A 16,218-nucleotide genomic window follows, 5' to 3' on the forward strand; every position below is an offset into this window, starting at 1 on the left:
CTATAAACTTTAGTATAAATAGTTCTCTTGTGCTACAATATCCCTTTTGTTGCTAATATAAAAGGCTTGTAGACTATTGGTATATTAAACAATCTACAAACCTTTTACACTTTATTTTGCAAACATAATTTTTTTATGAATTCTATATAATCCTTCTAGCTCTACAAAAGTCATCTTTTGAGCTTAATTGAACTATTTGAACAAAAGCTCTGCTTTCTGGTGCCTCAATAAGCAATCCATTACCTAAATATATAGCTTCATGATGAGGTGCAGAATAATCCCCGAAGAAAAGTATATCTCCTGGTTGTAAAGCATTTTTGTGAACGTCTACTCCATTATAGATTTGATCATAAGTAGTTCTTCCTAGGTTATACCCAAAATTTTTATAAACATACTGTACAAAACCTGAGCAATCAAATGCCTGCATTCCAATATACTTTTCCATTCCTGTTAGATCATGATCAGTTCCCCTATTCATGTTAATGTCAGCTTGAGTTAATGGAGAACCAGTTCCGCCCCATAAGTACGGACATCCCAGATACTTTGTAGCATATACATCAACCTGAACCCTTCTGTTGATAACTGTATCGCTAGCCCATATCCAATATCCATCTTTAACAATATACAGACATCCATTATCTCCAAGTTTTAGCGAAAATTTGTGACCTCCACCTTGATTTGTACTTGAATTCCATAAACAGTTCCAATCGTTACCATATACAACCAAGTTACCATCATTTTGAATACTCAATCTATTATCAGTGAATCCAGTATTGTTTAACCTATAACTAGCCCATACAGCATTATGTTTTTGATCATAAATTACTAAATTCCCGTCTCCTTGAAGGTTAAGAGTATACTTACCATCATCAGAAACTAAATACTGAGTAGTCCACATAACCTGACCCATATTTAACTCGCTACCGATAGAACCTACTTTTCCTCTATTACTATCCCATATTAATTTACTATCAGCAAATAATCTCAAGTCACCATCATCATCTAACCTAAGCAATAATGAATTATTGTTTGTGTGATCAGTTTTTGTGTACCATAAAGAATTCCACTTATCCCCATAAACAACTAAATTTCCATCGCTTTGAAGACTAAGTCTATTATCAGTAAAATCAGAGCTTCCAAATGAATATGCTGCCCAAATAGGCTTATTGTTATTATCATAGATAACCAAATTGCCATCATCTTGAATAATTAATCTATATTTCTCATTTTCGGACATTAAGTATTGAGTTGTCCAAATAGTTTGCCCGGATTTTAAACTGTTGCCTATCGATTGGATTTTTCCACCATTACTATTCCATATCATGTTGTTATTTTCAAACAAGCGTAAGTCACCATTATTGTCCAATTTTAAATAAAATGAATTGTTGGTAACTTTGCCTGTGGCTGATTGCCAAAGCACTTGGGAGTTCTGCCCAGTAACAGTCAAATTTCCATTTTCGCTTAGCACTAGTTTATTATCAGTAAAATTTTTATCCGAATAACTATATGTGGCCCATACTGGATTATTATTTTTATCGTATATCACTAGATTACCATCTTGTTGAATTCGTAATGTATATTCGCCATTGTAAGATGTTAAATACTGAGTAGTATACATTGTTTGCCCCACTTCAAGTCTATCGCCTATCGATCCTACTTTTCCTCTGCTGCTATCCCATATAATAGTATTATCAGACAATAATCTAAGCTCTCCATCATCATCTAATGTAAGTGAAAATAGTGATCCCTGTGCTTTATCAGTTCCAGAATTCCATATAATATTCCATCCTTCACCATAAACCACTAAATTTCCATCGTTTTGCAAACTCAGTCTATTACTTATAAAATTAGAATCCCCTAATTTGTTGCTTGTCCATATCTTGTTGTTGCCCTTATCGTAAATGTTGAAAGTTCCATCCTTTTCTAGATGAGCAGTATAATTGCCATTTTCAGAACTTAAGTACTGGTTTAACCAAATGGTTTGTCCCATGCTCAGTTTACTGCCTATATTTTCAAACTTATATCCTATGCTGTCCCAAATTATTTTGTCATCTGCAATTATGCATAGATATCCTTCATTACTTAACTTCATTGAAAGCAACGCATTTTGTGTTCCATTTGTCTGAGACTGCCACAAAGCATCCCAATTTCTACCGTATAACACTAAATTTCCATCTTTTTGCATCGACAGTCTATTGTCTACAAAATCAGTAGTGGAATTATTATTACTAGTCCAAACTTCTTTTCTATTTTTATCATATATAACTAACTTTCCACTTGGTTCTATATGAAACGTATATTCACCATTGTCAGATGTTAAATATTGTTCTGTCCACATAGTCTCACCAGATTTTAATACACTTCCTATAGATCCAGCCTTTCCTGAATCGTTACTCCAAATCATCTTATCATTAGAAAAAATTCTTAAAACTCCGCAATTATCAAGTTTAAGATAGAATTTTGCGCCTTGATTAGTATCTGTTTGTGAATTCCATAACGAATTCCATCCACTACCATAAATAACTACATTTCCATCTACTTGCATAGCTAGTCTATTATCAGTAAAGCCATTGGCATTACTATTATTAGTAGACCATTTTGTATTGCCATCCTTATCACTTACAACTAAATTGCCATTTCCCGTTATTGCAGCATTATATTTTCCATCTTCTGAAGTAAGATATTGCTGAGTCCACATTGTTTGTCCCATTAATAATGTATTTCCGATAGATCCAAATTTACCAATCTTGTTATTCCAAATTGTATTTCCATCTGCTAATACGCTTAAATACCCATCATTGTCTAATTGAAGCGAAAAGTTATTTCCTTTTGCTTTAGTAGTTTCTGATGACCATAAAGCTTTACTCTCACCATCATATGCAACTAAATTTCCATCACTTTGCATTATTAGAATATTGCTGTTTGAAGCCTTACTTGAAAACTTATATGTAGCCCATATGGCTTTATAATTATCATACACAACAAAATTACCATCCTGCTGTATACGTGCTGTATAATTACCATTATCTGATGCTAAATACTGGTTTGTATTTATACTTTGTCCCATATTGAGCTTGCTTCCGATTGATTGTGGTACAACCTGATTATTTTGCCAAACTACAATGTTATTGTTAACTATCTGCAGATTTCCTTGGTTATCTAACTTTAATGATGCTTGATTACTTGTAGTTTGATTTAACTGTGTATTCCATATAGTTACATTACTATTATTAGAAATAGCTAAATTTCCATTTTGCATGATAATTTTATAACTATCTAAATTAGGATTATTTCCTGTTTCTATATTGAACTTGACAGTCTTATCCTTATTATAAACAGTTAAATTTCCATTTTGTTGTAACGAAGCCGTATAATCACCGTCATCAGATTTAAGGTACTGATTAAATTGTAATATTTGACCTGCCTTCAATTCATTTCCTAAACAGTTTGCAACATTGGCAGTATCAGCTAAAGTTGTAACTGCAGGGAGCTTGCCACAAGTCATTAAAATTATAATTGCCATTAAAGCGCTTGCTTTAATAATTTTAGTTAGATTTTTATATATGGTTTTTTTCATCCTTCATCCCCTCTTTTGCTGCTTATATAAATTCTTGATAGCATAATTAGGTTTCCTCCTTTCCTGTTAACTTTTTCTTCAATTATTATTTTATAGCATTTTACAAGGTCATACAACTTTTTGCAAAAAATTTTAACATATTTATATTTCTCACTCAACAAATATACTTTTTTTAATTTTATTTTCCAATTTTCTCAATAAAAATATATATTATTCCACAATAGCATAGCGCTGCAAAGCATATTTTATTATATATGTGAATTTTCAAATCATAAATTTTATTTTTTTGAGAGTATATGGCTAATTATAAATATAATATCTATCTTTTCATAGAATTCGTATAACTGTTATTGCTTTGCAGCTCTAAATTTAGGAAAAACACGTATATTATTCTCTTTTTGTGGATTGAATGTTGAATGTAGTGGATCTCAGCATTATTAATACTTGATTTGAACCAGTTCTCTCAAGTACCCTGTAGCCTCTAGCCGCAGAAGTTGCGACTCCATTTTCATTTGGCACGCAATAACCATTAACAGTGCAGCTCCCATCATCTCTTACAAGCATTTGTCCAAGAAGCCCCACCGATACCCATTCTGGTCTCAGTGATCTTGGGATGTATTGCTTGTCTTTATCCCAATTTGGGTTTACTATAGGTCTTTTTTCTATATGTTCTGCCACTATCTGATTTCCTTCATTATCCAGCTGACTTGGTACCCTTACATTTTCGTAGATTATTTTTCCCCATTCATCGGTTACATACTTGTTTTTCCATCGTATGTCTCCATTATTTCCGAGCACTGCTGGCGATTCTGTAGTTATTCCCAATATATATCTAGCATTGGAACCGGCTATCTTTACTTTTCTTCCATCCAAGGTAACAAAGTAACCTACATCTATTGGTTTTCCATCAACGGTTTCAAACAATTCTGCATATCCGCCTATAAATCCGCTATTGCCAAGTTCAATAACATTTTCTTGATTATTGCCCACATTATAGTCTTCTTCATACATTTTTATCACCTCACTATATTCTATGATTTTTTAGGGGACGGTTCACAAAAATTTATAAAAATATTTATAAATTTTTGTGAACCGTCCCCTAGCCTAACTTTAATCATTCTTTTTTTTATCTTATAATAATATTAATTTAGTAAATCCTATATTTTATTTAATGAAATTATTTAGCATTAAACTAAAGGAGTTGTACTCGATATGAATTTATTAACTAGCATAAAAGACGAATATCTATTGTTTCAATCAAAAAGTAATTCAAATGATACAAAATATATAGCAGATTCAGAGCATATTTTTATCCGACATTTAAGTTGGATTAACTCCTTGCGTTCTGAGCATTTTCACAATAAAAAACTTTTAGAAGAAATAAACAGCAGCAATACAAAAAAGTTAAAAGCTAAAGAAATAAAAAGAAAAAAGCTGCTGGAGACTTCCATTTCAGTTGTAGAGGATAATTTAGATTTTCTCAATAAAGATTCCGAGTTTGTAAAAAAGCTCATGCTTACTTCCTCAAAAATGGTTTGGGATAGCTACAAAATAAAGAATAAGATATCTCATGGTTTTGATGAAATACTTTCAAATGAAAAGAATTTAAAATATTACTATAATAACGGAATTATTAACACTTACAAAATGAGGTTTGTTCCAAAAATTCTTAGCTTTGATATAAAAAGAGCCTTTCCCGATCATCCTAAGGATGAATTTATCAAAGCAAGAAGCATAAAACGCCACTTTTTTATTCATGAAGGTCCTACTAATTCCGGTAAGACATTTTTATCTATAAAGAGGCTTTCCGAAGCTTCTTGCGGTTTATATCTTGCGCCGCTTAGACTACTTGCTTTAGAAATTTACGATAGGTTAAATTCTTCAAATGTGCCCTGCAACCTTAAAACAGGTGAAGAAGAAATTTTAGTGGGTTCCGCAAGGCACACCTCTTCCACTGTGGAAAAGGTCGATCTTAATAATGAATATGAAGTTGTGGTTATAGATGAATGCCAAATGCTTGGTGATGCTCAGCGTGGTGCCGCTTGGACTCGTGCAATTTTGGGTGTATGCGCTAAAGAGGTTCATGTTTGTTGCGCACTTAACGCTACTGAAATACTAAAAACCTTAATTGAAAATTGCGATGATACCTTTGAAGTAATACCTCACCATAGAGATACGGAGCTTATAGTTGAAGACTCAGCTTTCGATTTCCCTGCATCAGTAAATGATGGAGATGCATTAATAGTATTTTCAAGAAAATCCGCATTAACCGTTGCTGCTGCGCTTCAGGAAATGAACATTTCTTCTAGCGTTATCTATGGTAATTTGCCTCCTGAAACAAGAAGGCTTCAGTTTGAAAAATTTTTATCTAAAGAAAATAAAGTTTTGGTATCCACAGACGCTATAGGAATGGGTGTAAATCTTCCCATTAAAAGAATCGTATTTCTTGAAAATCAAAAATTTGACGGAATTAAAATACGTCCTTTAGTGTCTTCTGAAATAAAACAAATAGCAGGACGTGCGGGACGAAAAGGTATTTATGAACAAGGTTATATTAATTCCACCTATAAAGAAAATAAGGATATAATAAAAAAATCTTTAACTTCTTTGGATGACTCTATTACTAAGGCATTGCTGTCACCTACAGATGATATATTAAAGGTAGATGGAGAACTTGAAAATAAGCTTAAAGTTTGGACTTCTATCAGCCCAGCTGAAGATTTTTTCATAAAAATTGATGTGGATAGACTGATTAATTTGATAGATATTATAAAAAATTTAGGTTTGTATAAAAAGCTTTCTCAGGAAGATGTATTTAGAGCCATTAATATCCCCTTTGATGAAAATGAGGATTCAACTCTTTATCTTTGGCAGTATTATTTAAATTTTCTCACTGATAATGAATGTTTAGCTCTGCCTACACCTACATTGCCAAATGAGGATTTGCTCAGCCTTGAAATTTATTATCGTAAAATAAATCTTTACTATTCATTTTCAAAAACTTTTAATTTTGAAATGGATGAACTTTGGATATCTTCAGAGCGTTCTCGTGTAGCTATGCTTATTGACAAGTATCTAAAAGATAGAATAAAAACCCATAAAAAGCGTTGTAGATTATGCGGAGATGTTCTTCCTTGGAATTATATTTATTCCATTTGCGAAAAATGCTATAATTTACGTGGTTAGGGGACGGTTCACAAAAATTTGCATATAATATTCAATGCTGTTATTTTGTATACAGCAAATGTTTTTACGAGGTGATAATATGACTTTAAACTATGCCCATAGAGGGGCAAGCGGCTATTGTCCTGAAAATACTATGTCCGCATTTATAAAAGCTATAGAGCTTGGATGTGATGCCATTGAAACTGATGTCCAGATGACATCAGATGGTGAGTTAGTGCTTATCCACGATGAAACGGTGAATAGAACCACTAATGGGACTGGTTATGTAAAAGATTATGACTTTTCTTCTTTGTCTAAACTAGATGCAGGATCTTGGTTTAATTCAGCTTTTCACTCTGAGAGAATCCCTACCGCAGAAGAGCTTATTATTCTTGCTAAGAAGAATAATATATTGATAAATTTTGAGATAAAAAATAATGATGTTAAATATCCAGGTATTGAAGAAAAACTTATTAATTTGATTAAAAAACATGCTATGGAACATAATGTTATTTTATCGGGCTTCGATCATTATTCAATGGTTTATTGCAAAAAAATATGCAAAAATATAAGAACTGCTCTTTTATATTCTGATACTTTATACAAGCCATCTGAGTATTGCAGATATGTATGTGCTGATGCAATTCATCCGTATTTTAAGCATATCGATAAAAAAATAATAAGTGAAGCTCATAAAAAGAATATCTTAGTTAATGTTTATACCGTAAATGAAATTTCTGATATTGAAAGATTGATTTCTTGGGGAGTAGATGGAATTATAACAAATTATCCAGACCGAGGGACGGTTCACAAAAATCAGTAGCTACTGATTTTTGTGAACCGTCCCCAACTTTTTTCTATTTTTTGATTTAAAATTTATTTTTTGTCTATAATCTTAATAAAAACTTTTAAGATTATAGTAGGAGAATATATTTATGCCAAGAACTGCGCGAAAAAAAGATCCATCTGCTATTTATCATATAATGGTAAGAAGCATAAGCGAATTAAATCTCTTTAAAGACCATGAAGATAAAGAAAAATACCTTCAATTAATAAAAAAATATAAATCAATTTACTTATTTGATGTTTATTGTTATTGTTTAATGACCACCCATGGGCATATTGTTATAAATAGCTGTGCAGCCGATATAAGCAAGATAATGAAATCAATAAATCAAAGCTACGCGTATTATTATAACCATAAATATCAAAGGCACGGTCACGTCTTTCAAGATAGATTTAAAAGCAAATTAGTTAACAATGTAAAATATTTATGCAATCTCACTGCCTACATACACAATAATCCTAAGGATATAAAAAAATATAAAAATGATGTTTCACTATATCCTTTTTCAAGTTTCGGAATATATTCTAACAAATTTCAGGATAAATATGAAATAGTGAATTGCAAATTCATTTTGAATCTTTTTAATCAAGATGTGCTTAACACTGCTGCCAATTATTTTGATTATGTAAATTATTGGTCCATGTGGAAAAATGATTTAGAACTTTTAAAATCCCTTGAAATGTCAGATGAGCCAAGTCAATATATAAGCGGTAGAAATATAATTTTAAGAGATGCTGACATCGAATGTGTCATAAATTATGTTTCTGCTTTCACTCATTCAAACTTCAATCCTCAATTAAAGTATGATCATAACAGCACCTCTTCACGTTCCTTATTCATAATACTTCTTAGATGCTTTTCCAATTTATCACTAAAAGATATATGTTCTCAATTAGGCAATACAACTAACTCAAATGTACATAGATTATTCAACGTTGGCTACAAGCTCATTTCTTCAGACGATAATTATAAGAATGTAATTCAAGACTTCATTAGATTGAATAACCTCTCAATTGCATAAAAAACACAATATATCATTTACAATAAATATCGCATGTTGTTGGACAAGCCTTTATTTTAGCTATAAATATGAACTCAAGTGCATGATAAAAGCAAAAATTCCAAGCAATAAAATAATCTCATAAAGATAATTATTTTATTTCGCTCGGAATTAAGTTAATATTTATTTTTGTGAACCGTCCCTACGGATTTAAAGATTTCTTTTTAAGTTTTTGGGTCATGTCGTCTAGCTTTATTAACCCCTGCTCTCTAAGCTGCTTATTTTCTTCTTCTATTCTTCTTGTTTCCTCTATTCCTTCCATTATTGTGCTCCAAGTTTTCTCCAACGTTTCGATTTTTACACTTGGGCCTCCTGTAAGCTTAGCTATATCTATGCTCTGATTCTTTATATTTTGAGCATTTTTAAGAAGAAGTTCATTTGTAGTTCTGTCAAGCTCTGTGAGAGAATCCGAAACCACCTGCTGTCTTTTTAGTGCTACTGCCTGAACTATGCCGCTTTTAAACACTGGTATTGTTATTATGAAGGCAGAATGAATTTTAGCTATTAGCTTATAGTTTCCTCGTTGAATCATTTTTATCTGAGGTGCTGTCTGCAATGCTACCATTTTAGCAGTTTCTAAGTCATATAATCTCTGTTTGAACATTTCAAGAGCAGTCTTAGCATTTTCAACATTAACATAGTCCATTTGATCTCCTGAATTTTCAGCCTTAGCCTGCAATGCTGGAATATCATCATTTTCTAGTTTCTGAGCTGCTAAATTGCCTGCTGTGATATATTTTTCTAGCTCCTGATAATAATTAAAATTCTGATCATACATATTATCAAGCATCACATTTGCATTATTTATATCACCTTTATATTTCCCTAATTGAGTATATATCCTATCAATTTCGCTGCCCACAGTCTTATATTTTCCCATTATTTTTTCCACTGCTTTTGCCGGTTTATTAAACACCTTACCAAAAAAGCCCTGTGGTTTGTCTTCGAAATCCTGCTTATCAAACTTCTTCATTATGGAAGTAAGTTCTTTTATCATAACGCTTGAATCTTCTAAAGTGCTTGATTTTATTGTTCTTAGTATTTGATCAGCAAATTTAGATATCTCCTGAGCTGGTTGATTTCCATACTCAAGAATTGCTGTAGCATTTCTAGCATCTATAGTAGAAGCAATCTGTAAAACTTCCGGTGATTTAGCTAGCTGCTGTTTGTAGTCATTAGCTCTCACCTCAATATTTTCTTCTTTAACCTCTAATATTTCATTATTGGCCATATTCTCCACTCCTCATTCATATAATAAATCATTTTCCAAATAGATTCTTGAAAAATCCTTTTTTCTCAGGCTCTACATACTTCTTGAAATCTAAGTTAAATGTCATTCTTTCCAATCTGTGTACATCGTATAAATCATTATAAATATACTTTTCTATATCATTGTAGCCTGATGGATTATATATAATTATGTCTACCCCCATAGCATTCATAAAGGAAAGCATTATGCAATCTTCATAAGATAAATTTCCATTTTTTTCATTATTGTAGATAATTATTTTAGGAACTTCTTCTGGGTAATCAAAGTCCTGGAGTATATTTAAGAGCGGCTTGTTAAGATTTATCAGCACCGAAAATATATCTACTTGAAAATCTCTAAAGCCTTGATTATCAACATTATATATGACAGGATTTTCGCAAAGCTCTTTTATTTTGTTGGCTATACTTAATTGAAGCCCAGTTCTAATATCAGTGTATTTCCACCAGCTTGCCGACATCATCTTTTCAACATTTAAGCCGCTTCCTCCATATTGAGGATAAACTTGTTCAAACTTCCCGTATTCCAGTGGAACGACTCCTATTATGGGTAGCTTACCAATAAATACTGTTTTCTTTAAATCTTTTATTGCATGAAGTTCACGCCAGTATTTATCAACATTTTCATGTGTCCCACAAACCTTAGCAAATATATTTGGAACATACACTGTCCTATTTTCTATTTTCCATCCATCACGGATCAATGATTTTTCCTTTGCCCATAAATTTATTTCTTCATAGGTTGTTTTTAACGTAACTGCTTTTAAATCATAATCAGCAAACTGCCAGGGCCTATAAAAGCTGCCTTCTTCTCCATATAAAGTTTTGTCTAATTCTTCTTTTGCAGCATAGGCAGAAGTTTTGATTCTTTCTGATAATTCTATTGGAAATTCTTTAGCTTTGCTTCTACTAATATACGCAATTTCTTTTGAAAAAGCATTAAATTTATCAATATCAGCAATTTCTCCAGCTTTTTCTGGATTGTAATATAAAATATCGCAGCCAAGCATTGATATAAATATTAGAAATGCTGACTCTTCTTTGCTTATCTTTCCATAGTATAATACTTTAGGATTTATTTCTTCATAATTATAATTCTGAAATAAAATTTTAGAATAGATATTTATCCAATAAACGCCATAACTTACTAAAATTTTATATTCATCTTTAGTAATTTTCGTTGTATTTTTTATAAAATCAATAGCAATCTTAAAATAATTTTTTATTTGCAACGAAAAGTTTGCATTACCTACTGTATTGAACAAGCCTAAATTATCTATTTCACTTATTAAGCTGGAGCTATCCAGTTCAACTCCATAGTCTACTTTTGACCAGACGTTATTTAATTTATTTTGAATATCTATTGATATATTTTTATCTAGTCCTTTATCTATTCTAATAAATTTTTTAGTATAGCTTCTTAGGTCTCTATCTATTTTATATAAACTATCGTAATATTCTTCTTCTCCATTTTTTATTCCAATAAATCTGTAAAAATATCTTGGAACTGTGATGACATAAGAATTATATTTGAAGCCTTTTCTTTGCATAACAGGTGTCTTTAAATCTTTTAAAAAGTCATCACTAAGCTCTGCACTGACAGCCTGTATGTCAAGCTTACTATAATTGATTTTATCCATAGTCACCTTTCCTTTCAAATAACTTTTCAACTGCCTATAACAAAGCTTTTTAAATTATTTTGTGTTAATAAAATCATAATTATAGTATATCAATTATTTAAAAAAAATTAAAGCGGAACGGTTCACAAAAATTTGCATACAAATTTTTGTGAACCGTCCCCTTCCTTTTTTACAATTTATATTGTAATCTATTATTAACTTATTTGCTTTTTCTTGGAGGATTAAAATATGATTAATGTATTTGCAATTTCTAAAGATTATCAATTGATAGATATTGATGACCTTTCAGAGCTTAACTCTGAAAAAATCAAATGGTATTGGATGGATATGGATGATCCAACTGAAGATGAAGTATCACTATTAAAAAGTTTTTTTAACTTTCATCAATTAGCCATTGAGGACTGTCTTCATTATCTACAAAGAGCCAAAGTTGATAAATATGATACATACAACTTTTATGTAGTACATGGTATGAATAAGGATACCCTTTCAGCAAATGAAGTAGACTTATTTATAAATGATAGATTCATTGTCTCTTTCCACAAGATGCACTTAAAAGAGATAGATGAAGTCATTGAGAAACTAAATTTTTCAAATAAATATTGGGCTGGCGGGCCTCTAATAGTTAAATACCTTATTTTGGACAAGTTAGTTGATAATTATTTCCCATTAGTTTATGAAATAGAAGATTATTTGGATGATTTTGATGCTTTTGTTGAGGTTAATAAAAATAAATCCTCTAAGTATATGATTGATAAAATCTTTGAAGTCAGAAGCAAGCTTTTAAGAATGAGAAGAATAATAAATCAAATGAGAGACTTGCTTTATAGAATGATAAATTCAGAAAGTCTTTTGAGAGACACGTCTAACCATGCTTATTTTGCAGATATTTATGATCATCTTTTAAGGTTATCGGATATTATCGAATCCAGTTTGCTTATAACATCTGACTTAAGAGATAGCTATATGTCTATAACTTCCGATAAGATGAATAGAATAATGATGCTCTTTACAGCAATAACCACCATTTTTGTTCCAGTAACATTCATTGCTGGAGTGTACGGAATGAATTTCCAAAACATGCCAGAACTTAACTGGAAATATAGTTATTTTCTTGTATTGTCTATCATGTTAGCTCTTATGGCATTCATGTTTTTTTGGTTTAAGAAAAAAGGTTGGTTTGATATTTAAGTTGAGGGACGGTTCACAAAAATCCCGCTATATTTTTGTGAACCGTCCCCTATTTTTCATGATCAAACATATTATAGACTATGGAGTGAGATGTAAAAAATACTGCATTTGGATTTGCATTATAATAATTAGTTACTGCATAAACAACAAATTTATTATCTTCTTTCACCATAAAATAATTTATTATATTATTTGAATCTACTTGAGTTCCATCATTGGCTACTACATGAAATATTATGCTGACTGAAACATTGAAAGCTCCTTGAGGTTTATCTTGAGCATATACGCCCCAAAGCTCACTTGCATTGTTGTTAGTTCCAACCTCCATTGTATAGCTTTTAGCATTAGAAATCTTAAACTGCCTTGTATATTCGGTAATCAAATCACTATTTTTAGGATATGTTTTTGCTAAATCCATGTCTGAGTTCTGAGAAATCATATTAAAGTCGCCCTTTATTCCAGCATTAGTTAAATCTACTGCCAATTTTACTGCTGAATCTTTGTCTTGCTGGCTGAAATCCTTAAATTCCTGTGTTGTTGCTACAGTACTAACCGTTTGAGTGTTACTTGAAGCATCTGCAATTTGGCTTGAGGAGGTCGTAGAGCCGTTCTGACTGCTTGTACTACTGCTGGACTTTGAAGAGCTTGATGAACTTGACGAACTAGCCTTCTTGGAACTACATCCCGCTAATATGGAAATAAAAATTACAATTATTATAAAATTAAATATTCTTTTTCTCATGCTATCCTCCAAAACATTTTTCGCCTATTATTAATTAAATTTTAATTTATTTTATAAAAAAAATCAATTAATAATATTAGATGCCGATTTTTATCACTATAATTGGCTTCCAAAATAATTATTAACTGATTACTATCATATTAATGAACATATCAGTCGTTTTTATCTATATTTATTTCTTTTTCAATTATGTAAAGAGGTCTGCCCTTGCTTTCATCATATATTCTTCCTATATATTCTCCTAAGACTGCAACCGATAAAAGTTGAACTCCTCCCAAAAATGTTACTACAACCATAATCGAAGTCCATCCAGAAATAACATTATGACTTCCTGCAATTTTAACAATTATAGCATATAAAAATATCAAGAATGATAATACTACACATATTAAGCCAATGGACCCAACTAATTTTAAAGGCTTGGCTGAAAATGATACAATTCCATCAGATGCAAATTTCAACATTTTTTTCAATGGATATTTAGTTTCCCCTGCGAATCTCTCATCTCTCTCATATTCTATTGGAATTTGTTTAAATCCAGCCCAACTGACCATTCCTCTAACAAATCTGTTGTTTTCCTTCATTGAATTAAATACATTAACCACCTTACGATCCATAAGCCTAAAATCACCAGTGTCTAATGGAATATCAATATCGGACATGTTATGTAAAAATCTATAAAAACATTTCGCTGTAACTAATTTGAAAAACGATTCACCTTTTCGCTTTTTTCTCTTAGCATAAACCACATCATATCCTTGCTTCCAAAGCTCTATCATTTTAGGTATAACTTCTGGTGGATCCTGTAAATCTGCATCAATTACAACCACTGCATCACCTTTAGCTTTATTTATACCTGCGGTTACAGCAATTTGATGTCCAAAGTTTCTCGAGAAGCTTATAACTCTAACATTTTCATCTTGTGCTGCTATATTTTCTAGCAATGGAAGTGTTTTATCAGTGCTTCCATCATTAACAAAAACAAATTCATAATTAATGTCATTGTCAGTCATTACCTTTTTTAATCGTTTATAACATTCTTCTACTACAAGTTCCTCGTAGTACATGGGAACTACTATTGAAACTAACTTTTTTATCATATATCTTATCCTTTCGAAGTTCATAAATCTTTTTAACATTAAACTACATGATGCATTCTTTAATACTCAATAATACTATAAAATTATAACATAAAATCTAAATAATTATAATACAAGTTACGCTGCTTCATTAAGAGAAAATTTAATAAATTAATTACATATTATTTATTACTAATTATTTATGTATGCATTCTTTTCTTGCAATTTACTAAAACTGAGTTAAAATTGTATTTGTGATTTATTTCAGAATTTAAATTATATATCACTTAAATTTTTTATACTATATTTTTATTAGAAAATTTTTATATCAAAACAAATTAAGTATAAACATAAAGATTATATAAATAACTCAATAATAAGTAGGAGGACATTAAATGCAATCAAACTCAAACTATACAGAAAGCCTTAAACTAGATGAATTCAAAAAAGCTGCTGAAAGGCTTAACGGAGTATTAAAAAAGACTTCATTAATATATAGCAACACCTTTAGCAGTGAGTCTGGCAATGAAATCTATATAAAGCCTGAAAATCTGCAAAATACTGGATCTTTTAAAATAAGAGGTGCCTACAATAAAATTTCTAAATTAAGTGCTGAAGAAAAGAGCCATGGACTTATAGCTTCATCTGCAGGCAACCATGCTCAAGGTGTTGCTTTCGCAGCTGAAAAACTTGGTGTACAAGCTACTATCGTCATGCCTAAAACTACACCTCTTATAAAAGTTGACGCCACAAGAAAATATGGTGCTGAAGTTGTATTACATGGCAATGTTTATGACGAAGCCTATAGCCATGCAAAAGAACTAGAAAAAGAAAAAGGCTACACCTTTATACACCCTTTTGATGATGTAGATGTAATTTTAGGACAAGGTACTATTGCCTTGGAAATAATTGAAGAGCTTAAAGACGTAGATTATATTTTAGCTGCTGTTGGCGGCGGCGGATTAATTAGTGGATTAGCTGTAGCTGCAAAATCTGTTAATCCTAATATAAAAGTAATAGGTGTAGAACCTGAAGGTGCCAGCTGCATGAAAAGTTCATTAGTAGAAAATAAAATAGTGAACTTGGGAGCTGTAAAAACTATAGCTGATGGTGCAGCAGTTGCACAACCAGGAAATATAACCTTCGAAGTAGCTCAAAAATATGTGGATGATATAATAACTGTGTCTGACTTCGAAATAATGGAAGCTTTTCTAGTACTTCTAGAAAAACATAAATTAATTGCTGAAAATGCTGGTGTTTTACCATTGGCAGGCATAAAAAAGCTTAATGTAACAGGAAAAAAAGTTGCCTGCGTTGTAAGCGGTGGCAATATAGACGTTCTTACTATATCTTCTTTAATTAATAAAGGCTTGGTTTCCAGAGGCAGAATTTTCTGTTTTACTATGGAGTTAACCGATCGTCCTGGTCAGCTTATGAGAGTATGCGATATATTAGCAAAGACCGGAGCTAACATAATCCAATTAGATCATAACAAATATAAAACTATAAATAGTTTTATGCAGGTACAGCTTGAAGTAACTGTAGAAACAAATGGCCATGAACATGTAAATAATATAATTAATGAATTATGTAAAAATGGATTTTGTATAAATAAAATTTATTAAAATAGTACCCAAAATAAAAAGCGATG

General features: G+C 31.2%; 11 protein-coding genes. 5 read left to right on the forward strand and 6 right to left on the reverse strand.

The features are described 5' to 3' along the window. Positions 1-142 precede the first annotated feature (142 nt). Together IAI10_RS05850 and IAI10_RS05855 are read right to left on the reverse strand one after the other, a co-directional pair. Positions 143-3,577, reverse strand: coding sequence for a bulb-type lectin domain-containing protein (locus IAI10_RS05850; protein WP_315672352.1), 3,435 nt, complete (start codon positions 3,575-3,577; stop codon positions 143-145). 387 nt (positions 3,578-3,964) lie between these two features. Then, positions 3,965-4,588: a peptidase G2 autoproteolytic cleavage domain-containing protein gene (locus IAI10_RS05855; protein WP_315672353.1), complete on the reverse strand. Its 624-nt coding sequence runs from the start codon at positions 4,586-4,588 to the stop codon at positions 3,965-3,967. A gap of 201 nt (positions 4,589-4,789) precedes the next feature. Between IAI10_RS05855 and IAI10_RS05860 the strand changes: the two genes are divergently transcribed. The 3 genes from IAI10_RS05860 (at position 4,790) to IAI10_RS05870 (ending at position 8,610) form a co-directional block, all read left to right on the forward strand. After that, a complete protein-coding gene (locus IAI10_RS05860; protein ID WP_315672354.1) occupies positions 4,790-6,763 on the forward strand; it encodes a DEAD/DEAH box helicase in 1,974 nt (657 codons plus the stop codon). A 79-nt stretch (positions 6,764-6,842) separates the two neighbouring features. Next, complete coding sequence (locus IAI10_RS05865) at positions 6,843-7,565, forward strand: glycerophosphodiester phosphodiesterase (protein WP_315672355.1); 723 nt, start codon at positions 6,843-6,845, stop codon at positions 7,563-7,565. 112 nt (positions 7,566-7,677) lie between these two features. Then, positions 7,678-8,610 (forward strand): transposase, encoded by a 933-nt coding sequence (locus tag IAI10_RS05870; protein WP_315672356.1) that lies wholly within the window; start codon positions 7,678-7,680, stop codon positions 8,608-8,610. Between the two features lie 181 nt (positions 8,611-8,791). Here the strand turns inward: IAI10_RS05870 and IAI10_RS05875 are convergent, their stop codons facing one another. Next, on the reverse strand, positions 8,792-9,880 hold the full coding sequence (locus tag IAI10_RS05875) for a toxic anion resistance protein (RefSeq protein WP_315672357.1): 1,089 nt from the start codon (positions 9,878-9,880) through the stop codon (positions 8,792-8,794). Positions 9,881-9,908: 28 nt separating this feature from the next. After that, a complete protein-coding gene (locus IAI10_RS05880) occupies positions 9,909-11,555 on the reverse strand; it encodes a YceG family protein (protein ID WP_315672358.1) in 1,647 nt (548 codons plus the stop codon). A 228-nt stretch (positions 11,556-11,783) separates the two neighbouring features. Between IAI10_RS05880 and corA the strand changes: the two genes are divergently transcribed. Beyond that, on the forward strand, positions 11,784-12,746 hold the full coding sequence (gene corA / locus IAI10_RS05885; RefSeq protein WP_315672359.1) for a magnesium/cobalt transporter CorA: 963 nt from the start codon (positions 11,784-11,786) through the stop codon (positions 12,744-12,746). Between the two features lie 49 nt (positions 12,747-12,795). On the opposite strand, the gene IAI10_RS05890 is transcribed toward corA, so the two are convergent. Both IAI10_RS05890 and IAI10_RS05895 read right to left on the reverse strand, forming a co-directional pair. Continuing rightward, entirely contained in the window at positions 12,796-13,488 is a 693-nt protein-coding gene (locus IAI10_RS05890) for a hypothetical protein (RefSeq protein ID WP_315672360.1), read from the reverse strand. A gap of 152 nt (positions 13,489-13,640) precedes the next feature. After that, positions 13,641-14,588 carry a glycosyltransferase family 2 protein gene (locus tag IAI10_RS05895; RefSeq protein ID WP_315672361.1) on the reverse strand — a complete coding sequence of 316 codons (948 nt, stop codon included), beginning with the start codon at positions 14,586-14,588 and terminating at the stop codon, positions 13,641-13,643. A 374-nt stretch (positions 14,589-14,962) separates the two neighbouring features. On the opposite strand from IAI10_RS05895, the gene ilvA reads away from it, so the two are divergent. After that, positions 14,963-16,192, forward strand: a complete 1,230-nt coding sequence (gene ilvA, locus IAI10_RS05900) for a threonine ammonia-lyase (protein ID WP_315672362.1) — start codon at positions 14,963-14,965, stop codon at positions 16,190-16,192. The last annotated feature ends 26 nt before the right edge of the window (positions 16,193-16,218 follow it).

It is taken from the genome of Clostridium sp. 19966, from assembly GCF_032335695.1.
In the GTDB taxonomy this organism is placed as follows: domain Bacteria; phylum Bacillota; class Clostridia; order Clostridiales; family Clostridiaceae; genus JACTOJ01.

Coding starts and splice junctions, on each gene's coding strand:
- IAI10_RS05850 (WP_315672352.1), bottom strand. CDS start 3,577: ATGAAAAAAACCATATATAAAAATCTAACTAAAATTATTAAAGCAAGC.
- IAI10_RS05865 (WP_315672355.1), top strand. CDS start 6,843: ATGACTTTAAACTATGCCCATAGAGGGGCAAGCGGCTATTGTCCTGAA.
- ilvA (WP_315672362.1), top strand. CDS start 14,963: ATGCAATCAAACTCAAACTATACAGAAAGCCTTAAACTAGATGAATTC.
- IAI10_RS05860 (WP_315672354.1), top strand. CDS start 4,790: ATGAATTTATTAACTAGCATAAAAGACGAATATCTATTGTTTCAATCA.
- IAI10_RS05895 (WP_315672361.1), bottom strand. CDS start 14,588: ATGATAAAAAAGTTAGTTTCAATAGTAGTTCCCATGTACTACGAGGAA.
- IAI10_RS05875 (WP_315672357.1), bottom strand. CDS start 9,880: ATGGCCAATAATGAAATATTAGAGGTTAAAGAAGAAAATATTGAGGTG.
- IAI10_RS05890 (WP_315672360.1), bottom strand. CDS start 13,488: ATGAGAAAAAGAATATTTAATTTTATAATAATTGTAATTTTTATTTCC.
- IAI10_RS05855 (WP_315672353.1), bottom strand. CDS start 4,588: ATGTATGAAGAAGACTATAATGTGGGCAATAATCAAGAAAATGTTATT.
- corA (WP_315672359.1), top strand. CDS start 11,784: ATGATTAATGTATTTGCAATTTCTAAAGATTATCAATTGATAGATATT.
- IAI10_RS05870 (WP_315672356.1), top strand. CDS start 7,678: ATGCCAAGAACTGCGCGAAAAAAAGATCCATCTGCTATTTATCATATA.
- IAI10_RS05880 (WP_315672358.1), bottom strand. CDS start 11,555: ATGGATAAAATCAATTATAGTAAGCTTGACATACAGGCTGTCAGTGCA.